The organism is Sphingomonas sp. PP-F2F-A104-K0414 (assembly GCF_004340945.1).
Lineage (GTDB): Bacteria > Pseudomonadota > Alphaproteobacteria > Sphingomonadales > Sphingomonadaceae > Sphingomonas.
The window spans coordinates 36,965-56,427 of sequence record NZ_SLYD01000013.1; the positions used below are offsets into that span (position 1 = coordinate 36,965).

A 19,463-nucleotide genomic window follows, 5' to 3' on the forward strand; every position below is an offset into this window, starting at 1 on the left:
CTGCCTTAGGTAGAGACGCGAGGGCACGCCTCCAAGGCGTTCAGGCGGAAACCTGCACGATCGCGTCGATCTCAACCGCGGCGCCGAGCGGCAGGACCGCCACGCCGACCGCCGAGCGCGCGTGCTTGCCGATATCGCCGAACAGCGCGACCATCAGTTCGGAGGCGCCGTTGGCGACCTTGGCCTGGTCGGTGAAGTCGCCGGTCGAGTTGACGAATACGCCGAGCTTCACGATCCGCTCGACGCGGCCGAGCGTGCCGAGCGCCGCCTTCATCTGCGCGACCAGCATGAGCCCGCAGAGCTTGGCTGCCTCCTGCGCGTCTTCCAGAGACACGTCGTCGCCGACGCGGCCCTTGACCAGCGCGCCGTCCTTGAACGGCAACTGGCCCGAGATGTGGAGCATGCCGTTCGCCAGCACGGTCGGGACATAGGCGGCGACGGGCGCGGCAGCCTGGGGAAGGGTGAGGCCCAGCTCTTCGAGCTTGCGGTCGATACGATCGGTCATGGCGGAGGTATCACCACAGCGGTGGGGGATGGGTCAAGTGCGTGGGCTTACCTATCATTTTCGAACGCCGTTCCTTCCCTGCAAGGGGAGGTGGCAGCGCAACGCGCTGACGGAGGGGTGACCCGCTCTCGATGGGGCGTCACCCCTCCGTCGCTTCGCGCCACCTCCCCTTGCAGGGGAGGATCGAGAGGTCAGGCGTCAGCCGGCACACCCGCCTCGAACCGCGCGGCGATCCAGTCCGCGGCCTCACGCCAGTCGTCGATGCGCACGTGGGCTTCAGGCGCTTTCGGCACATTCACCGCCAGCGTCGGCTCCGAGACCATATGCAACCTGTGCACCCCCGGGGCGTGCTTCGCGACCGACTCGTGATGCACCGCTAGATCGTCGACGAACACCGCCACAGGCGACCCGTATTCCTCGACCAGTCGCGACACCGGCGTACCCTTGCCGCCCTGGTTGCACTCCACCCGATGTTCGATGCCGAACTTCGCCAACTGTTCGATCCGCGGCTGGCGGCACTCGTCCTGAAGGTTGGTGAGGATCACGATGTCCGCCACCCGCGCCAATCGCTCCAGCGCCTCGACCGCATGCGGCACCAGCGTCTGGCGGTGCATCTCGGCGGGGAAGAACTCGCCGAGCATCGCCCACATGTCCTCGCGCGTCGGCGGCGGACCGCCGTCGCGGCGAGTCATCGCGGTCGAGAAATCGCCGTGCTGGATCGCAAAGTCGATGTCGTGGCGCTCGTCGAGCCAGACGCCGAAATGCTTGACCATGTGCAGCAGCACCTCGTCGCAATCGCTGATCAGCAACGGCCTCATGCTTCGAATTCTCCTTGGTCCAGTTTGGCGCGCGCGCGAACTAGCGCCTCGGGCTTTACGCCGAGCGATTCGGCGCACGCGATCAGGTCCGGCTCGTGGTTTTCGAGAAAGCCCAGCGCCGCCGACAGCACCGCGGGATCGCTCGCGCGTGCGCGCAGGTCGCTCGGGTCGAGACCAGTCACCGACAACAGCCGCATCGCGCGGTCGGGCTCGACCAGCGTCCATACCAGCGCGCGCAGGGCGAGCGCTTCGGCGTCTTCGTTTGAATCGCGGTCGCGCATTGCCTATCGTGCCTTCTTTCCGGATAAGGTGCGGCGGTGACAAAGAAGGTGCTCGTTGTCGAGGACAACGAACTGAACCTCAAACTATTCTGCGATTTGCTGCGCGCGCACCAGTTCGCCGTCGAACCCGTGCGCGACGGCCGCGAAGCCGTTGCGCGGGCACGGGATTTCGTACCCGACCTGATCATCATGGACATCCAGATGCCGCATGTCACCGGCTACGAGATCATCCTGGAGCTGAAGGCGGACGAGGAGCTGCGCGCGATCCCGGTGATGGCGGTGACGGCGTATGCCGGGCGCGAGGATGAGGAACGGATACGGGCGGCGGGCGCGGATTCGTATGTGTCGAAGCCGATCAGTCTGGCGCGGTTCATGGATGCGGTCGGGGCGTTGATCTGAAGACAGGCTCCCTTGCGTTGCCTATCTACCCCCCGCCCCACACCGTCACCCCAGCGAAAGCTGGAGTCTCCCCGTTACGGGCGTACCCTCGCGGCGGGAGATCCCAGCTTTCGCTGGGATGACGAAGTTGCGAACGACGCCCAGCACAAACGCCAAAAGCCGCGGAGTTACCCGCGGCTTTCCGGATCTTCACAATCAGTCGGCGGCTTCCGCCGCCAACCCGATTACTTGATCTTGGCTTCCTTGAACTCGACATGCTTGCGCACGACGGGATCGTACTTTGAGAAGGAGAGCTTCTCCGTCTTGGTACGGGGATTCTTCTTGGTGACGTAGAAGAAGCCGGTGTCAGCGGTGCTGAGCAGCTTGATCTTTACGGTCGTCGGCTTGGCCATGAGCCCAATTCCTATGGCTTGAAAATGCGAAAGCGGCGAACTCGCGCCGCCGCTCCATCAGGGGCGGCGCATGGCGGACGTGAGCAGCGAAGTCAAGCTTTACGGCCCCTGCATCCGCCACGACGCCGCATTTAACCCGCTATTCACCACCGCAAGCGCATCATATCGTCAGATAAAAAGGAGCGGGATCATGGGGCAGGCGCGACGACTCACCGAGATGGTACCCGCGGACATAGGACGAATCGACGCCATGATCGCGGTGAAGGCCGATCTCGCCGCGCGAATCGCCGCGATCGACGTCCGAGCGCCCTATTCCCGCCCGTGCGACATCGCCACCGAGATCGATGCGATCCGTGTGATCGCGCATAGCAACGGCCTCAACCCCGCCGTCACCGTCGCGCACTTCGTCGATTCGGCGCTGTCACGTGGCGAGCACGGCGCGCTGGTCCATGGCTGGCTGGCGATCCTGCGCGATGCGGTCGGCTGCGAACGGCAGGACGTCCAGGCGTGCCACGCCTTCGCCGCCGCCTGTTCGGTGCGTCTTGCGGGATAATCCATGGACGCCTTGATGGCGGCCCTCGTCGCGGCCGCGCTCGCGCAGGTCGGCGACCGCACCGCGTGGCTCGCGGCGATCCTGTCGGACCGGTACGCAAAGCCGGGGCTGGTGATCCTCATGGCCGCGATCGCATTGCTAGCAGCGAGCGGCTTGGCGGCGACGCTCGGCGCGATCATCGGGCCGAAGCTCGCGCCCAACGCACAACAACTCATGCTCGCGCTCGCGCTGCTGTTGCAAGGCGGCGGGTCGTTCTTTCCGGCCAAGGCGCCCGAGCGTCTGACCGGCTGGAAGATCGGCGCGCTCGCCACCACCGCACTCGGGCTGTTCATCCTCGCATTCGGCGACGGCGTGCAGTTCATCGTCCTGACCCTCGCCGCACGCACCCCCGTCCCTGCGCTCGCCGCGATCGGCGCGATGATCGGCTCGCTAATCGTGATCGTCCCCGCAGCCATGATGGGCGAAGCCGCATGGCTGAAACTTCCGCTCAAGCCGGTCCGCATCGGCATCGGGATCGTATTCGTGATCTTCGGCCTCGTCCTCGCGCTGGGTGCGCTTCGGCTCGTTTGACGGGAGGAGCATTTTCGCGTTCGGATCGTTTACGCAACGATCTTCAAAACCGGAGTTAGCCATGGCCGATATCAACCCTGCCCTCGACACGCCGACCGATCTGCCGAGCAACAGCACCAAGTCGGTCGCCGACGCGCTGAACGCCGCGCTCGCCGATTGCTACGCGCTGTATCTCAAGACCAAGAACTTCCATTGGCACATGTCGGGGCCGCATTTCCGCGATTACCACCTGCTGCTCGACGACCAGTCCGCGCAGATCATCGGCGTGACCGACGCGATCGCCGAACGCGTGCGGAAGACGGGCAACACGACGTTGCGCTCGATCGGCGACATCTCGCGGCACCAGACGATCGCCGACAACGACATGGCGTTCGTCGGCCCGACCGAGATGCTGGCCGAACTGCGCGAGGACAATCTAAAGCTCGTCGAGCAGTTCCGCATCGTTAAGGACGCCGCCGATGCGGCCAAGGATAATGCGACCAGCGGCATCGTCGATGAATGGACCGACCACGCCGAAGAGCGCGCCTGGTTCCTGTTCGAGGCCAGCCGCAAGGGCTGACTCACGCGGACCTCACGATCCTCCCCCGCAAGGGGGAGGTGGCGCGAAGCGACGGAGGGGGAGCGTAACGCAACAGCTGTGATCGCCCCCTCCCCCTCCGTCTGGCAAGGGCCAGCCACCGCCGAAACGGTCGGCCGACGGTACGCCTAAAAGCGCGGAGACGACCGTCGTCGGAATCCTCCGGCGGTCGTTTCGCTTCTGCATCCGTTCGGGCGGCAGGTGCGTTTACCGACGATGCACGCTTTCGCCGCCCTGCTCGATTCGCTCACCTACACCCGGTCGCGCAACGCGAAGCTGAAGTTGATCGCGGATTACCTGCGCGCGACGCCCGACCCCGATCGCGGCTGGGCGATGGCGGCGTTGACCGGCGATCTCGATCTCAAGGGCGTGAAATCGGCGGTCATCCGAGGACTAATCGAGGAGCGCGTCGACCCGGTGCTGTTCCGGATGAGTCGCGACTATGTCGGTGATACCGCGGAGACGGTGGCGCTGCTCTGGCCCGAGCCGACGGTTCCGGTCGATCCGACGCCGCTGTCGATCACCGATGTCGTCGAGCGGTTGGCGGCGCTGTCGCGTGCCGATGCCCCCGGCGCGCTGGCCGACATGCTTGATCGCTCCGATGCAGAGGAGCGGTTCGCGTTGCTCAAGATGGCGACCGGCGCGCTACGGATCGGCGTGTCCGCGCGGCTGGCCAAGACCGCGCTCGCCGACGCGTTCGGGCTCGATGTCGATGCGGTCGAGGAGGTCTGGCATGGGCTCGATGCGCCGTATCCGAGCCTGTTTGCCTGGGCCGAGGGAACGGGCGAGCAGCCGACGCCGGCCGACGTGCCCGTGTTCCGGCCGTTCATGCTCGCGCACGGTCTGGAGGATCTGCGTGTCGATCTCGCCGACTATGCCGCCGAGTGGAAATGGGACGGCATCCGCGTGCAGATCGTCCATGTCGCGGGCGAAACGCGACTCTACAGCCGCACCGGCGACGACGTGACGGGCAGCTTCCCCGAGATCGCCGCCGCATTCCGGACGCCGGGGACGGTCGACGGCGAACTGCTGGTGAAGGGCGAGCATCAGGGCGGCACGCTGGAGGATGGCGGCGGTGCGGCGAGCTTCAATGCGTTGCAGCAAAGGCTCGGGCGCAAGACCGTGTCGGCGAAGATGCTGGCCGAGTATCCCGCGTTCGTCCGGCTCTACGATCTGCTGATCGATGGCGAGGATGATCTGCGCACGCTGCCGTGGGCCGAACGGCGCGCGCGGCTGGAGGCATTCATGCCGCAACTCGATGCCGAGCGGTTCGACCTGAGCGCGGTCATCGAGGCGGACGACTTCACCGCGCTGGAAGCGATCCGCGCAACCTCGCGCGATGCGGCGATCGAGGGCGTCATGCTCAAGCGCCGCGATTCGCCCTATGTCGGCGGGCGCCGTGCCGGGCTCTGGTACAAATGGAAGCGCGATCCGCTGACCGCCGATTGCGTCATGATGTACGCGCAGCGCGGGTCCGGGCGACGCTCCTCCTATTATTCGGACTATACGTTCGGCTGCTGGACCGAGGAGGGCGAACTGCTCCCCGTCGGCAAGGCCTATTCCGGGATTACGGATGAAGAGCTGAAAATGCTCGACAGCTTCGTCCGCAACCACACGCAGAACCGGTTCGGCCCGGTGCGTGAGGTCGAGAAGACGCTGGTGCTGGAGATCGCGTTCGATTCGCTTCACGATTCGAAGCGGCATAAATCGGGCGTGGCGATGCGCTTCCCGCGGATCGCGCGGATCAGGACGGACAAGCCAGCGGCGGAGGCCGATCGGATCGAGACGCTCAAACGGATGATCACGTAATCCGCGCGTCATGAAAGCGCATGGGAGGGCGGCCTATCGCCGCCCGATCGTAATACGCGTAAGGACGGTCCGGTGAACATGACGAAGCATCCCCGCACGGTCGTGGCACGGCGCGTCCGCCGCGGCGCCTGGGTCACCGGGATCATCTCGGCGATCATCGTGCTCTTCGTCTACCTCGCCGGCTATTTCGACCGCGATCCAGTGCATGTGTACCCGGCGCTTGGCGTGCACGGATCCGGACCGCCGCCAATCGCGGTGGTGAACTTTTCGGGCGACATGGGGCTGCGGTTCCTGCTCGGCGCGTCGACGTCGCGAGGGCTGACCGAGCACGGCATTCCGGTGGTCGGGATCACCACGCCGGCGCTGTTCGCACATCATGTCACGCGCGCCGAGCTCGATGCGATCATCGCGGAGGGCATCCGGACCGCGCTGGCGCGGACCGGTGCGAAGCGGATCGTCGTAATGGGGCAGTCGTACGGCGCGGATATCGTCCAGACCGGTCTGGCCAACCTGCCGGCGGACTTGCGCCCGCGCGTTGCCGCGATCGTGCTGATCCTGCCAGGGGACACGGTGTTCTATCGCGCCGATCCGTCCAGCCTGCTCTACGATCATGGCACCCCCGACAGCATGGGTGCGACCACCGGCAACCGACTGACTTGGGCGCCGGTCACGTGCATCTATGGGGTGGAGGAAACCGACAGCCTGTGTCCGCTGCTGACGACGCCGAACGCGCGGAAGGTCGGGATGCCGGGGGGGCATAATATCCGTCACGATGCCGATGGCCTGCTCGCGCATGTGCTGACCGCGATCCGGTCGGTTTCACCCTAGGCCGGCGAAGCGTTCGACTGATGGTCAAGCCGTGATGCGCGCGATCAACGCCATTGCGGCCTGGGGAGCACGCACCTTCGCACCGTTGATGAAGAACATAAACGTCTCACGGGGCTGGTTCGGCGGCGTGGCATCCTCGACATAGGGTAGCCCCTGCGGTCTGCCACCAGCAGCCCAGATCTCCGCTTTGCCCGCCCAGTCGTCGAGCGCGGTCGGGGCGTAGCCGGCGACGAAGCGCTCCTCCGCATCCTCCAGTCGCGCATAGACGAAATCGCCGGTGATGTCGGCGATCGCCGGGTATTCGGCGGATTGCGCGAACACGATCGCGACCCCCGCATCGCGGCACATCGCGACGAATTCGGGGACCGCGAAACTCTCATGCCGGACCTGGATCGCATGACGCAGCGCGACGCCGTCCTGCCGATCGGGCAACAGTTTCAGGAACGCGGCGAAATCGTCCGCATCGAAAGTCTTGGTCGCCATGAACTGCCACAGGATCGGCCCGAGCCGGTCGCCGAGTTCGACGATCCCCTGCCCGGTGAACCTGGCAATCGACTCCCCCGCCTCCGCGAGCACCTTGCGATTGGTGCAATAGCGCGAGGCCTTGAGCGAGAAGACGAACCCGTCGGGTACCGCCTTGGCCCAGGCGGCGAACGTCGCGGGCTTTTGGCTGCCATAATAGGTGCCGTTGATCTCGATTGCGGTGACGTGATCGGCCGCATAGTCGAGTTCGCGCTTCTGCGGCCATTTCTCGGGATAGAAGGTCCCGCGCCACGGCTCGTAGGTCCAGCCGCCAATACCGATTCTGATGGTCATGCCATATGTGTAGCGCGTCGGCGGCCGTGCTGGCGACATCGCTTCGGCGTTTTGGCGCAAAACCCCAAAAACCCCGACGGCCTGCGCCATCGGGGTTTCGTACCGCCTGAACGACGGGGCGGCGGATCCGATCGGCATCGTCATCCTTTGGGGGGCGATGCCGATGCCGGGGCTCGGATTACTGAAGCAGCTTCAGGACGCTCTGCTGGCTCTGGTTCGCCTGGCTGAGCATCGCCGTCGATGCTTGGCTCAGGATCTGTGCCTTGGCGAGTGCGGTCGTTTCCGACGAGAAGTCGGTGTCTTGGATCCGGCTCTTGGCGTCCGACAGGTTGGTCGCGTTCGAGGTCAGGTTGTTGACCGCCGACTGGAGCTGGTTCTGCGATGCACCGAGCGAGGCGCGACGGTTCGAGACGTTCGAGAGCGCCGTGTCATAGTCAGCGAGCGTGCCTGCCGAACCGGTTGCAGTGACGACCGTGCCGAGGCCCGTGCCGGCAGCCTTGAGGTCGCCGCCGAGCGCGAGATCAATCGCGTCGGTCGAGTTCGCACCGGCCTGGATCTTCACCGTGCCGCCAGTACCGGCCGAGCCGTCGAACAGGGCCACGCCGTTGAACTTGGTGTTCGTCAGCACGTTGGTGATCTGGGTCGAAAGCGCATCCTGCTCGGCCTTGATGTTCAGAATGTCGCTGGCGGAGTAGGTGCCGTTGCCCTTCTGGACTTCGAGTTCGCGCATCCGCTGCAGGTTGTTGCTGACCTCGTCGAGCGCGCCCTCTGCGGTCTGCGCCATCGAGATGCCGTCATTGGCGTTGCGGATGCCCTGGTTCATGCCCTTGATCTGCGACGTCATCGACGACGAGATGGCGAGGCCGGCGGCGTCGTCCTTGGCCGAGTTGATGCGCTTGCCGGTCGACAGACGCTCCATCGAGGTCGACAGCATGTTCGAAGCCGAGGTCGATGCGTTCTGCGCGCGCAGTGCCGAGACGTTGGTACCGATGACAGTCATTGCGAAATCTCCGTGAATGTTCAGACGATCCGCGCCGCCCCCATGGCGAAGTCCCGTGCCGTCAGAGTGAGTAACGGCCGGGTCGAAGCGGGCTTTAGAAAAAAATTGCAGGCCCCGACCGCGTTCGGATCGCCTCGCACGTAGGCGGGACGCGTGCTCGCAGGCAGGACGCGCGCGTGCAGGTGAGCCCGTGTGTCCGCGCGAACGCGCCCGGATAAAATTTGCCGGCAGACGGCAGCGTTTAACCACAAGTTTACCACCAATGCCCCAATCGACGAATCGTCCAGGGGGAACACCATGCGTTCGATTTTTCCATCAGCCGCAGTCACTTCGCGGAAATACGCGCTCGTCTCGTCGCTGCGCGCGCAGGGTTTCGGCGTGGGCTCGTTCGCCACCACCCAACCCGGCCCGAACGATCTGTTCCTCGTCGCGGATGGCGAGGGTATCACTGCCCCTGCCCGCACCGTGGTGATCGGCTGCGAAGGCCGCGAAGTCACCCCGTCGCGCGCTGGCGCACCGGCGCGGATCAGCTTTGCCGCCGAGGATACCGCGGTCGGCAACGGCTTCGCCCGGGCCCTGATCGGTGGCCCGGAAATGCCGACTGCCGCAGACCCCGAGTCGCTCGCGCTGCTCGCTCTCGCGGAGCGCGTTGCCACCGCCGATATAACCGTGCTGATCAACGGACCGACCGGCACCGGCAAGGAAGTGCTCGCCCGCGCCATCCACAATGGTTCCGCGCGGAAGGACAAGCCGTTCATCGCGATCAACTGCGCCGCGCTCCCCGAATCGATGCTCGAAGCGCTGCTGTTCGGTCACCAGAAGGGCGCATTCACCGGCGCCTCCAGCGGCGGCGACGGGTTCTTCCGCGCGGCCAATGGCGGCACGATTTTGTTAGACGAAATCGCCGAGATGCCGCTCCAGTTGCAGGCGAAGCTACTCCGCGTGTTGCAGGAGCGCGAGGTCGTGCCGCTTGGCGCGTCGGTGCCGCAGCCGATCGACGTCCGCGTGATCGCCTGCGCCAACCGCGATCTTCACGCCGAAGTCGCCGCCGGCCGGTTCCGCGCCGATCTCTATTACCGCCTCGCCGTATTTCCGCTCGCGACCAAGTCGCTGGCCGAGCGCCCTCAGGACATTCCCGCGCTCGCCGCGACGCTAATCCTGCGTCATGCCGGCAACCGCAATGTCATCCCCTGGCCGAGCCACGCGGCGATCGAGCAACTGATGCTGCACGACTGGCCGGGCAACGTCCGCGAGCTGGAGAACGTGATCCAGCGCGCGCTGCTGTTCTGTGGCGGCGATACGATCGAGGCGAACCACATCGTGTTTGATCGCCCGGTGACGATGACGTTCCAGCGCACTATCGCCGTGGCGCCGCTCGCGCCTGTCACGGTATCGTCAGAACCCGAGACGCCCCCCGGGACTCTGGGCAACATCGTCCAGATGAGCGAATTCGCCGCGATCCGCGAGACGCTGAGGGCGTGCAACGGCAGCCGGATCGAGACCGCCAAGCGTCTCGGCATCTCCGAGCGCACGCTGCGCTATCGCCTCGCCAAGGCGCGCGAGCAGGGTGACGATATCGGCAACGCCCAAAACTGGAACAACGCTAACTGGGCCGCCTCGGCATGAGCGGCGTCTCGGGCATCGGTGGCGGCGCGATGAGCGTCGACCGCGTGATGGCGCTGCGCTCGCAGATCCTCGAACGCAACCAGGCGCTTTCGCGCGCTGGCGCGGCGGGCAACGTCACGCCGACCGAGCAGGTCAAGCCGACCAGCTTTGCCGACTCGATGGAAACCGCGCTGAAAAGCGTCAACGACGGCCAGACCCAAGCGGCCAAGCTCAGCGAAAGCTATGAGCGCGGCGAGACGGTCGACATCGCGAAAGTGATGCTCGCCCGCCAGCAGGCGTCGGTCGGGTTCGAGGCGACGTTGCAGGTCCGCAACAAGCTGCTGTCCGCCTACAAGGATATCATGAGCATGCCGGTCTGACATGAGCACCGCACTCATCCCCACATCATCCGGCGGCACCGAACGGTTCGCCAATCCCCTCCAGCAGATCAAGGGCGCGTTTGCGCAGCCCGCGGTCCGCCGTTCGCTGCCGATGGCGCTGATGGTCGGCTTGATCGCCGCCGCCGCACTCGCGTGGATGAGCCTGTCGACGCCGACGCAGAAGACGCTGTTCAGCGGCCTGCCCGATTCGGACAAGGCCGCGGTTACGTCCGCGCTGACGACGGCCAACATCAAGAGCCATATCGACGAAGGCACCGGCGCGCTGACCGTCGGCGAGGAGGATTACAGCCGCGCCAAGATGCTGCTCGCGGGCCAGGGCCTGCCGAAAGCAGCACCGGGCGGCTACGCGATCCTCGACCAGTTGCCGATGGGCGTTTCGCGCGCGGTCGAAGGCGAACGCCTCCGCCAGGCCCGCGAATCCGAGATGGCGAAGTCGATCGAGGAGATCGACGCCGTCGCCGAGGCGCGCGTGCATCTCGCGATGCCCGAAGCGTCGGTGTTCGTCCGGGACAATGCCTCGCCGTCTGCGTCGGTCATCCTGAAATTGCAGGGCGGCCGCTCGCTGAGCGATGCGCAGGTCAGCTCGATCATCAACCTCGTCGCCTCGTCGGTGCCGGGAATGAAGCCCGAGGCCGTGACGATCGTCGACCAGATGGGCGCACTGCTCACCAAGGCTGGCGGCAACGACGGCGCGGGTGCGGCGAGCGACGCGCGGATCGATATCCAGCGCCGCATCGAGGACAAGTATCGCACCCAGCTGATCGCATTGCTCACGCCGCTGGTCGGCGCGGGCAACTTCACCGCCGAGGTGCAGGCCGACGTCAATCTCGACGAGAGCCAGGCGACTCGTGAAAGCTATGAGAAGCAGGGCGTGCTGCGCGCCGAGACGGGCAACTGGACCGGCAACCAGAAGGACGGCGCAGGCGCTGCCCCCGGCGGTATCCCCGGCGCACTGAGCAACACGCCTCCCGCCGCCAGCACCTTGTCGACGCCGCAAGCTGCGACCGGCAATCCTGGTACGCCCGCCGCACAGCCGGTTGCCGGTGGCCCCGCGCCCGATGCGATGAAGCAGTCGGACCAGTATCAGCGCGCGTATGACCTCGGCCGCGAAGTCTCGGTCACACGCGCCACGCCCGGCGGCGTGAAGCGCCTGTCGGTCGCCGTCCTCCTCCGCGATCCCGACAAGACCCGCCGCACCGCGATGGAGATCAACCAGATCACCGATCTCGTGAAGAGCGCGGTCGGCTTCGACCAGGCACGCAACGACAACGTCACGGTTATCAGCCGCAAATTCGCCGGCGCGACGGATGCCGCCGCTGGTCCCGCCTGGTACGACAACGCCTGGCTGCCGGTGCTCGCGCGCAACGGCACCGCGATCCTGATCGCGCTGCTGGTCTTGCTGCTCGGCGTCCGCCCGATCGCCAAGGCGCTCATGAAAAAGCGGGACGAAGCCACGTCGCGCCCCGCGCTCGGCCAGCCGATCGGCGGCGTCGATGGCGAGGGTGGCGTGACCGGGATCGGTGTCGCCGCCCCGGTCAGCCTCGACCAGCTCGAGAACACGCGTGGCTATGACGACCGGATCGGCGCGGTCCGCGGCTTCACCCGCGACAATCCCACGCGCGCCGCGCTCGCCGTGCGCGACATGATCAAGGCGGACGCGAAGTGAGCGACGTCGCCATCCGTACCTACACCGGCGTCGAGCGCGCCGCGGTGCTGATGATGCTGGTCGGCGAGGAGGAGGCCGCCGCCATCCTCCAGAAGCTCGACCCCGAGGAAGTGCGTCAGCTGGGCGCGGCGATGTTCAAGGTCGCCGACGTGTCCGAGCAGGAAGTCGAGGACGTGCTCGACGATTTCGTCGGCCACGCACGCGAGCGCACCGCGATCGGCTTCGACCCGCGCCCGCAGATCGAGGCGGTGATGAACCGCGCGCTCGGTCGCGAAAAGGCCGAGAGCGTGCTCGCGCGGATCACCCCGGCCGAAGCCGCCTGCGAACTCGAGCTGCTCGACTGGCTCGACGCGCCCGAGATCGCCGCGATGATCGAAAAGGAACATCCACAGATCGCCGCCGTCCTGATCGCCAACCTCGACGCGTCGATTGGCGGCCAGGTGCTCGAGCTGCTGCCGGATGCGGTCCAGCCCGACATCCTCCACCGCATCGCGCGGCTCGGGCCGATCACGCCCGAGGCGGTCGATACGCTGCGCACCTTGCTCGCCAACCGCACCGCCTCCGCGCCGGGCGGCGCCGGCGTTACGTTGGGTGGCACGCGGGAGGCCGCCAAGATCCTGTCGGGCGCGCGAAAAGCGACCGAACAGCGCGTCATGCCGAAGCTGTTCAAGATCGACCGCGAAGTGGCGAAGGCGATCGAGGAAGCGATGTTCATCTTCGACAATCTGCTCGACCTCGACGACAAGAATCTGGGCACGTTGATCCGCAACGTCGACAGCGAGATCCTGACCAAGTCCCTGAAGGGCGTCGACGAGACGATCCGCAACCGCTTCCTCGGCTGCATGTCGGCGCGCGCCGCCGACGGTATCCGCGACGAGATGGAGGCACGCGGGCCGATGAAGCTCGCCGAGGTGCTCGAAGCGCAGAAGGCGATGATCGCGATCGCGCGCGGGCTCGCGAAGGACGGCACGATCCAGATGGGCGGGGGCGAAGACGATTATGTCTAACGGGTTCACGGCGGGCTTCGCGTCGCGCCACACGACGACCGCGAATATCCTGGCCAGCGCGTTCGCACCGCCGTCCGGCTTTGCCGCCGCGGATATCCGCGAGCGCGCGACGGTGCGTCCGGCTACCTTCGCGTCCCCGAACTTCACGACGGAGCCGAGCGCACCGAAGCATTTCAGCCCGGCGGACAAGGATGTGAACCCGACCGCCGGCTGGGATCCGCTCGATCCGGTCAGCGAGTCGTCGTTCATCGATCCGCTCGCCGACGCACATGCCGCCGGCTATGCAGAGGGTCTCGCCGCTGCGGCCGCGGCCGCACAGGAAACGGCTGCACGGGACGGCGCGCTGCTCGGCGATCTCGCCAGCGCGCTCGGCAACGACCGGATCGACCGCGACCGCGTTGCGGCGCAGCTCCGCCAGACGGTACTCTTCCTCGTGTCGAAGCTGGTCGGCGAAGTCGGCATCGCGCCCGACGTGCTCGCCGGTCGGATCGAGACTGCCGCCGAACTCCTGTCCGACTCCGCCGAATCCGCGCTGCTCCGCGTCCACCCGGAAGACGTCGCATTGCTCGAAGGCCGGTTGCCCAAATCGATCTTCGCCGCGGGCGATCCGGGCGTTGCACGCGGCAGCTTCGTGCTCGAAAGCGCATCGACCATCGTCGAGGACGGCCCTGAGCTCTGGCTCGACCAGTTGGCGCACGCGATCGACCGCGTGCCGGTGCCCAAATGCTGAACCGCTTCACCGCCGATTATCTCGAAACCCTCTCCAACGCCGATTTCGTCGCCAAGCCAAAGGTCTCCGGTCGCCTAGCCTCGTTCGACGGGCTCCTGATGGAAGCGGTCGGACTGACATTGCCGGTCGGCACTGTCTGCCAAGTCGGCGAGGGCGCGGCGAGCGTCGAGGCCGAGGTCATCGGCTTCCGCAACGGCCGCACCTTGATGATGAACCTCGGCGGCGCCGCCGCGCTCCTCCCGCGGGCGCCAGTCAAGCCTATCGGCGCGCCGGGCGAAGCCGAAGTCGGTGCGGCATTGCTCGGTCGCGTCGTCGACGGCGCCGGCAAGCCGATCGACGGGCTCGGCCCGATCCGCGGCGCCGGTCGCTGGCCGCTCGCCGGCAAACTCCAGTCGCCACTCGACCGTGGCCGCGTACTCGAACCGCTCGACGTCGGCGTTCGCGCGATCAACGGCCTGCTGACGATCGGCCAGGGCCAGCGCGTCGGCATCATGGCGGGCTCGGGCGTCGGCAAGTCGGTGCTGCTCGGCATGATCGTCCGTGCCGCGCAGGCCGACGTCATCGTCATCGGCCTGATCGGCGAGCGCTCACGCGAAGTCGCCGACTTTCTCGAAACCAAGGTTGCAGGCGCAGCGCGGAAACGTTCGGTCGTCGTCGCAGTCCCCGCCAACCACTCGCCGGTCCTTCGCATCCGCGGCGCGCTCCGCGCGCATGCGATCGCCGAATCCTTCCGCGACGAGGGCAAGAAGGTCCTGCTGATCATGGATTCGCTGACCCGCGTCGCGCATGCCGGCCGCGAGATCGGCCTCGCGCTCGGCGAACCCGCGTCCGCGCGCGGTTATCCCCCGAGTGCCATCGCGATGCTGCCGAACCTGATCGAGCGCGCCGGCGTCGACGTCCACACCGGCGGGTCGATCACCGCGATCTACACCGTGCTGGCGGACGGCGATGACGGCAACGACCCGGTGGTCGACTCGGCCCGCTCGATCCTCGACGGCCATATCGTCCTCAACCGCCAGCTCGCCGAGCGCGGCGTGTATCCGGCGATCGACATCGGCCCTTCGGTCAGCCGCGTCATGACCGATATCGTCGACGCACCCCACGCCAAGGCTGCGCGGACCTTGCGTCGCCACCTCGCGACCTATGAGGAAAACCGCGATCTCGTGCTGATGGGCGCGTATCGTCACGGCGCCGATCCAGCGATAGACGCGGCGATCGCCTGCCACCCGGCGGTCATGGAATATATCCGCCAGGATGCCGACGAGACCGTATCGCTGAACGACGCCGTCGCCGAACTGACCGGCGTGTTCGGCGGCTGAGATGGACAAGCGCGGCAAGACACTCGCCCGCATCCACCGCGTCCGCACGCTCCAGCTCGGGCTGACCCGCGCCGACGAAGCCCGCGCACACGACAAGTTCGCCAGCGAAAAACTCTTGTCCGGGCGTATCGCGCTGCTCGTCGAAGCGGTCGCGCCGGTCCACGAGACGCAGGTCGCGGTGTCGCTGGGCGCCGCCGCGCATTACCGCGAACGCCTGCAGAAATCCGCCGACGCCGCAGTCGAGCGCATGCAGGCGGCCGAACACCATGTCGACCGCGCCGCGGAAGCGACGCGCGCCGCCAAGCGCGATCAGACCGCGGTCGAGAAGCTGCTCGCACGCGCCGACGCCGATGCTGTGCTGAAGGCGATCCGCGCAATGGAGGAATCGCCCGCCTTCCGAAGGGTTCGGCACGATCCTTGCTGAGCGGGAGCCGAACGGCGCCATACCGCCACCCGAACGAGTATCCTGCATGATCCAGACCGCGACTCTTTCTCCCATGCTGCCGGCCCAGGCGCGGTCGACGACCGTGCCAAATGGTCCGACGCCGGGCGATTTCGCGGGTTCCTTCGCGCAGGCGAACGACGACGCTGCCGCGGAGGGTGAGCCGACGACGCCGGCTCCGATCGTCGCGATCCCGGCGCCGTCGGCCGGCACGATCGTCCGGCAGGACGCCGCCGCGACCGGCAACACCTTGCCGACCCCGATCGTGACGGAGGCCGCACAGCCGATCGTCCCGGCGATCGTCACCCTCCTCGCCGAACCGCTTGCGGCAGGTCTGCGCCCGACATCGCCAACGCTCGTACAGCCAATAATCCCGGCAACTCCGGAGCCCGCGACGCCTGACATCGTCAAACGCACCATCGCCCCGCGTCCGAGCCCCAGTGCGGCGCGTCCCGCGGCGTTCGCGATCGCGCCCCGCGGCGGCAAGGCCAAGAACGACACCCCGACGACCCCGTCGGACGACACCGCCGACGCGACACTCGCCGATCAACCGGCCCTCCCCGATCAGCCCATGATCGCGCAGCCCACGCTCGCTCCTCCCCTTGCGCAGGCAAACCCGGACATCCCGCTCGTCGCGTCCCCCGCACCTTCGCCGCCCCCCGAAGCCGCCAAGATGATCGTGGCCGAGAACGCCGTCGCCCCCGCCGGATCGGCGATTGTTGGCGCGAAACCCAGCGCTACCGGTGCGGCAGACGCAAAGCCTCTCGTGGCGGCGGAACCGGACCTCACGACCTCGATCACCCCGGCCCCCCGGCAATCCCGCAGCGCGACGAAGCTCGCACAGGCCGAACGGGCTGTGCCAACAGCGATTCCCGTCGCGCCACCCGCACTTCTGCAAAATCCGATCGCGCTACGCCCAGTCGCACAGCCCAGCGCCCTACCCGTCGCCACAGCCTCGCCGCAACCTGCGGTGGGAGTCGTCGACCGTAGCCAGATCTCTCCGCGAGAGGTCACGCCGGTCGCCCTGACGCCCGCCACCCCGGTCATCACCACGCCCGTCGCGGCTCCGCCGTTGCAGATCGTGGCGCTAGCGGGGACCGTGCCCGTCGCACCACAAATCTCGAGCGTGAGTCCCCCACTTGGTCTTGCGAGCGAACCCGGTTCGACCGCGCAATCGTCGCTGCCAGCACCAGACGCCGACACCGCGCCGGCCACGCCGCGCTGGGTCGCGACCGACGCGACGACCCCGGTGGCGCTAACGCTCGCGCAGCCTGCCGCGATCCAGCCGCAACCGGGCACCGTCGCGTCCGCCAGCCAGGTATTCGGCGCCGCGATCCAGGCCGCCACCAAGGCGCGCGACGAGCGCGACACGCCCGATCCGACCGCGCCATCGGTCGCCGCCGGAGCGCCCATATCGGCGCCTGCGATCAAGACCGCCGAAGCGCAACGGGCCCCGCTCGACATGCGGCAGGAGCGCTGGCCTCACGCGATGATCGAGCGCATCGAGATCCTGCGCGACGCCGCCGAAGCGACCGATACGCGAATCCGCCTGGTCCCCGACGCGCTCGGCGCGATCAACGTCTCGATGCGCAAGGATGGCGACACCGTCCACGTCCATTTCAACGCCGAGCAGGTCGCGACCCGGACGCTGCTGGCCGACGCGCAGCCGCGCCTCGCCGAACTGGCCGAAGCACGCGGACTTAAGCTTGGCCAAGGCGCGCTCGGTGACGGCAATGCCGGCTCCAGCCAGCAGCGCGCACCCGCCCCATCACAGATTCCGAATCGTACGACGACGACGGCCGCGATGATCGCGGACGCTGCCGAAGACACCCGAATCGCTTGACCCGAAGGACCCTGACATGAGCGACAAAAAAGAAACTTCAGACGCCGCCCCGAAGAAGAAGGGCAAGATGAAGACGATCCTGATCGGCGGCGTTGCGCTGCTGGTACTGGTCGGCGGGGGCGTCGGCGCGGGTGTCTATGCGTCGAACGCCGGGTTGCTTGGTGGCGGCCATGCCGAAGTCGACGACGGCAAGCCTAAGCTGGTTCCCAAGAGCGAGCAGAAGCATGCCGGTGAGGGTGGCGAAGAGGGCGGTGGTCATGGCGGCGGCGAGGAGGCCGCGCCTGAAAACCACGGGATGAAGCCGCCCGCGGGCGAGGGCGGCGACAAATACGCGTCGACCTATTACCCGATGGAGAAGGAGTTCACCTCGAATCTCCAGGACTCAGCGCACTTCGTCCAGGTCGGGATCGCGGTCGCCACGCCGTATGACGATACGGTCATCACCAACCTCAAGACCAACGATATCGCGGTCCGGTCTGCGATCCTGATGGCACTCGGCGACACCACCGAGGAGCAGGTGATGAGCAGCGACGGCAAGCGCCAGTTGCAGGTCCGGCTGGCGAAAGCGATCAACGATACGCTCAAGCAGAAGGAAGGCTTTGGCGGGATCGGTAACGTTTACTTTACCAGTTTCGTTGTTCAGTGAGGCATGGTTAACGAGGCCCCAGCAAAGACACGCGAGCGACGCGACCGGGACCGCTCCAGCGCGCCCAAGGACGGCGTGCTGCATCAGGGTGTGCTTGGCGGGGCCAAGCTCAATCCGTTCGGCGACCTGCATTCGTTGCAGCATCTCTCGGCACGGTTCGCACGCGGTTTGCGCGGCGTGTTCGAGCCGTTGCTGCGCCAGGAGGTCCGCTGCTGGGCCGAGCCTTTGGTGGTCCAGCGCTTCACCGATTACCGTGCCGAGCGCAGCGATGCGCTGACCGCGTGGCTGCCGCTGATCATGACTCCGGGGATGGCGCAGGCGCTGTGCATCATGGACGGCAAGTTCGTGCTCGAGATGCTCGACATGTTCTTCGGCGGCACCGGTGCCGCGCCGCACACGCTGCCGACCGAGTTCTCGCCCGCCGCCGAAGCGATGGTCGCGCGGATCGGCCAGATGATCGCCGCGCCGCTGAAGACCGCGTGGGAGCCGATGGCGCGGTTCGACTTCCTGCCGACCCGCGTCGAGGTGAACCCGGCGATGATCGCCGATCTCGACGGCGAGGACGCGATGATCGTCACGCGCTTCGGGATCGCCGCAGGCGCCGCCAAGCCGGTGTTCCTCGACCTCGTCTACCCAGTCTCAGCGCTGAAGCCGCATGCGCCGTCGCTGACCGCCAAGGTCGTCGGCAAGTCGGCCGAGCCCGATCCGGCCTGGCGCAACGAGCTGACGCGCGCGGCCATGAACGTGCGCTTCCCGATCCGCTCGGTGCTCGCCGAGCCGGTCGTCAAGCTGACGATGCTGATGGACCTGAAGCCCGGCGACGTGATCCCGATCACCATCTCGGGCGACGTGCCGGTGATGGTCGGCAACAACCGCCTCGGCTGCGGCACGGTCGGCACATCGAACGGCTTCGCCGCCATCCAGCTCACCTCGATTACCCGTTTCGACGAAGGATTTGCAGCATGAACGACATGACCGGAGGCTTCCCCGTAGATGCTGCCGTCGCCGCCAATTTCCGGCTGCTCCAAGATGTCGACGTCAAGCTGACCGTCGAGATCGGCTCGACCAGCCTGACGCTCCGCGAACTGCTCGCGCTCGGCGAATCCAGCGTGATCGAACTCGATCGCCAGGCCAACGAACTGCTCGACGTGTTCGTCAACGGCACGCTGATCGGGCGCGGCGAAGTCGTCACGGTCGGCGAACGCTTCGGCGTCCGGATGACCGAGCTCGTCAGCCCCGATAAGCGCGGCTGATCT

23 protein-coding genes are annotated in these 19,463 nt (G+C 66.8%); 17 read left to right on the top strand and 6 right to left on the bottom strand.

The features are described 5' to 3' along the window. Positions 1–40: 40 nt before the first annotated feature. From C8J46_RS20135 to C8J46_RS20145, 3 genes are all read right to left on the bottom strand, one after another. Positions 41–505 (bottom strand): RidA family protein, encoded by a 465-nt coding sequence (locus C8J46_RS20135; RefSeq protein ID WP_132742465.1) that lies wholly within the window; start codon positions 503–505, stop codon positions 41–43. A 191-nt stretch (positions 506–696) separates the two neighbouring features. After that, positions 697–1,323, bottom strand: coding sequence for an HAD family hydrolase (locus tag C8J46_RS20140; protein ID WP_132742466.1), 627 nt, complete (start codon positions 1,321–1,323; stop codon positions 697–699). Then, entirely contained in the window at positions 1,320–1,604 is a 285-nt protein-coding gene (locus C8J46_RS20145; protein WP_132742467.1) for a DUF3572 domain-containing protein, read from the bottom strand. The genes C8J46_RS20140 and C8J46_RS20145 overlap by 4 nt, the downstream gene beginning before the upstream one ends. Positions 1,605–1,640: 36 nt before the next feature. On the opposite strand from C8J46_RS20145, the gene C8J46_RS20150 reads away from it, so the two are divergent. Beyond that, positions 1,641–2,003, top strand: coding sequence for a response regulator (locus C8J46_RS20150; RefSeq protein ID WP_132742468.1), 363 nt, complete (start codon positions 1,641–1,643; stop codon positions 2,001–2,003). A 224-nt stretch (positions 2,004–2,227) separates the two neighbouring features. Here C8J46_RS20150 and rpmG read toward each other — a convergent pair whose 3' ends face one another. Next, the gene (gene rpmG / locus C8J46_RS20155; RefSeq protein ID WP_055881863.1) at positions 2,228–2,395 is read right to left on the bottom strand and encodes a 50S ribosomal protein L33; all 168 of its coding nucleotides are present in this window, start codon (positions 2,393–2,395) and stop codon (positions 2,228–2,230) included. 190 nt (positions 2,396–2,585) lie between these two features. Between rpmG and C8J46_RS20160 the strand changes: the two genes are divergently transcribed. The 5 genes from C8J46_RS20160 (at position 2,586) to C8J46_RS20180 (ending at position 6,732) form a co-directional block, all read left to right on the top strand. After that, positions 2,586–2,948 (top strand): hypothetical protein, encoded by a 363-nt coding sequence (locus C8J46_RS20160; protein ID WP_243643543.1) that lies wholly within the window; start codon positions 2,586–2,588, stop codon positions 2,946–2,948. 3 nt (positions 2,949–2,951) lie between these two features. Beyond that, entirely contained in the window at positions 2,952–3,518 is a 567-nt protein-coding gene (locus C8J46_RS20165) for a TMEM165/GDT1 family protein (protein ID WP_132742469.1), read from the top strand. Between the two features lie 61 nt (positions 3,519–3,579). Beyond that, entirely contained in the window at positions 3,580–4,077 is a 498-nt protein-coding gene (locus tag C8J46_RS20170; protein ID WP_132742470.1) for a DNA starvation/stationary phase protection protein, read from the top strand. Positions 4,078–4,311: 234 nt separating this feature from the next. After that, on the top strand, positions 4,312–5,904 hold the full coding sequence (locus tag C8J46_RS20175) for a cisplatin damage response ATP-dependent DNA ligase (protein WP_132742471.1): 1,593 nt from the start codon (positions 4,312–4,314) through the stop codon (positions 5,902–5,904). Between the two features lie 78 nt (positions 5,905–5,982). Further along, positions 5,983–6,732 (top strand): AcvB/VirJ family lysyl-phosphatidylglycerol hydrolase, encoded by a 750-nt coding sequence (locus C8J46_RS20180; protein ID WP_132742472.1) that lies wholly within the window; start codon positions 5,983–5,985, stop codon positions 6,730–6,732. A gap of 24 nt (positions 6,733–6,756) precedes the next feature. On the opposite strand, the gene C8J46_RS20185 is transcribed toward C8J46_RS20180, so the two are convergent. Together C8J46_RS20185 and C8J46_RS20190 are read right to left on the bottom strand one after the other, a co-directional pair. Beyond that, entirely contained in the window at positions 6,757–7,548 is a 792-nt protein-coding gene (locus C8J46_RS20185) for a DUF72 domain-containing protein (protein WP_132742473.1), read from the bottom strand. Positions 7,549–7,726: 178 nt separating this feature from the next. After that, a complete protein-coding gene (locus C8J46_RS20190; protein ID WP_132742474.1) occupies positions 7,727–8,548 on the bottom strand; it encodes a flagellin in 822 nt (273 codons plus the stop codon). A 297-nt stretch (positions 8,549–8,845) separates the two neighbouring features. On the opposite strand from C8J46_RS20190, the gene C8J46_RS20195 reads away from it, so the two are divergent. The 11 genes from C8J46_RS20195 to fliN are packed head-to-tail and all read left to right on the top strand — an operon-like array spanning position 8,846 to position 19,460. Further along, the gene (locus C8J46_RS20195; RefSeq protein WP_132742475.1) at positions 8,846–10,174 is read left to right on the top strand and encodes a sigma 54-interacting transcriptional regulator; all 1,329 of its coding nucleotides are present in this window, start codon (positions 8,846–8,848) and stop codon (positions 10,172–10,174) included. Then, positions 10,171–10,533, top strand: a complete 363-nt coding sequence (fliE, locus tag C8J46_RS20200) for a flagellar hook-basal body complex protein FliE (protein WP_132742476.1) — start codon at positions 10,171–10,173, stop codon at positions 10,531–10,533. Before C8J46_RS20195 ends, fliE begins: the two co-directional genes overlap by 4 nt. A gap of 1 nt (position 10,534) precedes the next feature. Continuing rightward, complete coding sequence (fliF, locus tag C8J46_RS20205) at positions 10,535–12,220, top strand: flagellar basal-body MS-ring/collar protein FliF (RefSeq protein ID WP_132742477.1); 1,686 nt, start codon at positions 10,535–10,537, stop codon at positions 12,218–12,220. Beyond that, positions 12,217–13,227 (top strand): flagellar motor switch protein FliG, encoded by a 1,011-nt coding sequence (gene fliG, locus C8J46_RS20210; RefSeq protein WP_132742478.1) that lies wholly within the window; start codon positions 12,217–12,219, stop codon positions 13,225–13,227. The genes fliF and fliG overlap by 4 nt, the downstream gene beginning before the upstream one ends. Further along, entirely contained in the window at positions 13,220–13,957 is a 738-nt protein-coding gene (locus C8J46_RS20215) for a FliH/SctL family protein (RefSeq protein ID WP_132742479.1), read from the top strand. Before fliG ends, C8J46_RS20215 begins: the two co-directional genes overlap by 8 nt. Continuing rightward, on the top strand, positions 13,951–15,276 hold the full coding sequence (locus C8J46_RS20220) for a FliI/YscN family ATPase (protein ID WP_132742480.1): 1,326 nt from the start codon (positions 13,951–13,953) through the stop codon (positions 15,274–15,276). The genes C8J46_RS20215 and C8J46_RS20220 overlap by 7 nt, the downstream gene beginning before the upstream one ends. Position 15,277: 1 nt before the next feature. Beyond that, entirely contained in the window at positions 15,278–15,700 is a 423-nt protein-coding gene (locus C8J46_RS20225) for a hypothetical protein (RefSeq protein ID WP_132742481.1), read from the top strand. Positions 15,701–15,746: 46 nt separating this feature from the next. Continuing rightward, complete coding sequence (locus C8J46_RS20230) at positions 15,747–17,561, top strand: flagellar hook-length control protein FliK (protein ID WP_132742482.1); 1,815 nt, start codon at positions 15,747–15,749, stop codon at positions 17,559–17,561. 16 nt (positions 17,562–17,577) lie between these two features. After that, positions 17,578–18,207, top strand: coding sequence for a flagellar basal body-associated FliL family protein (locus C8J46_RS20235; RefSeq protein WP_132742483.1), 630 nt, complete (start codon positions 17,578–17,580; stop codon positions 18,205–18,207). A 3-nt stretch (positions 18,208–18,210) separates the two neighbouring features. Beyond that, positions 18,211–19,173, top strand: coding sequence for a flagellar motor switch protein FliM (locus tag C8J46_RS20240; RefSeq protein WP_132742484.1), 963 nt, complete (start codon positions 18,211–18,213; stop codon positions 19,171–19,173). Continuing rightward, positions 19,170–19,460 (top strand): flagellar motor switch protein FliN, encoded by a 291-nt coding sequence (gene fliN / locus C8J46_RS20245; protein WP_056054132.1) that lies wholly within the window; start codon positions 19,170–19,172, stop codon positions 19,458–19,460. Before C8J46_RS20240 ends, fliN begins: the two co-directional genes overlap by 4 nt. Positions 19,461–19,463 lie beyond the last annotated feature (3 nt).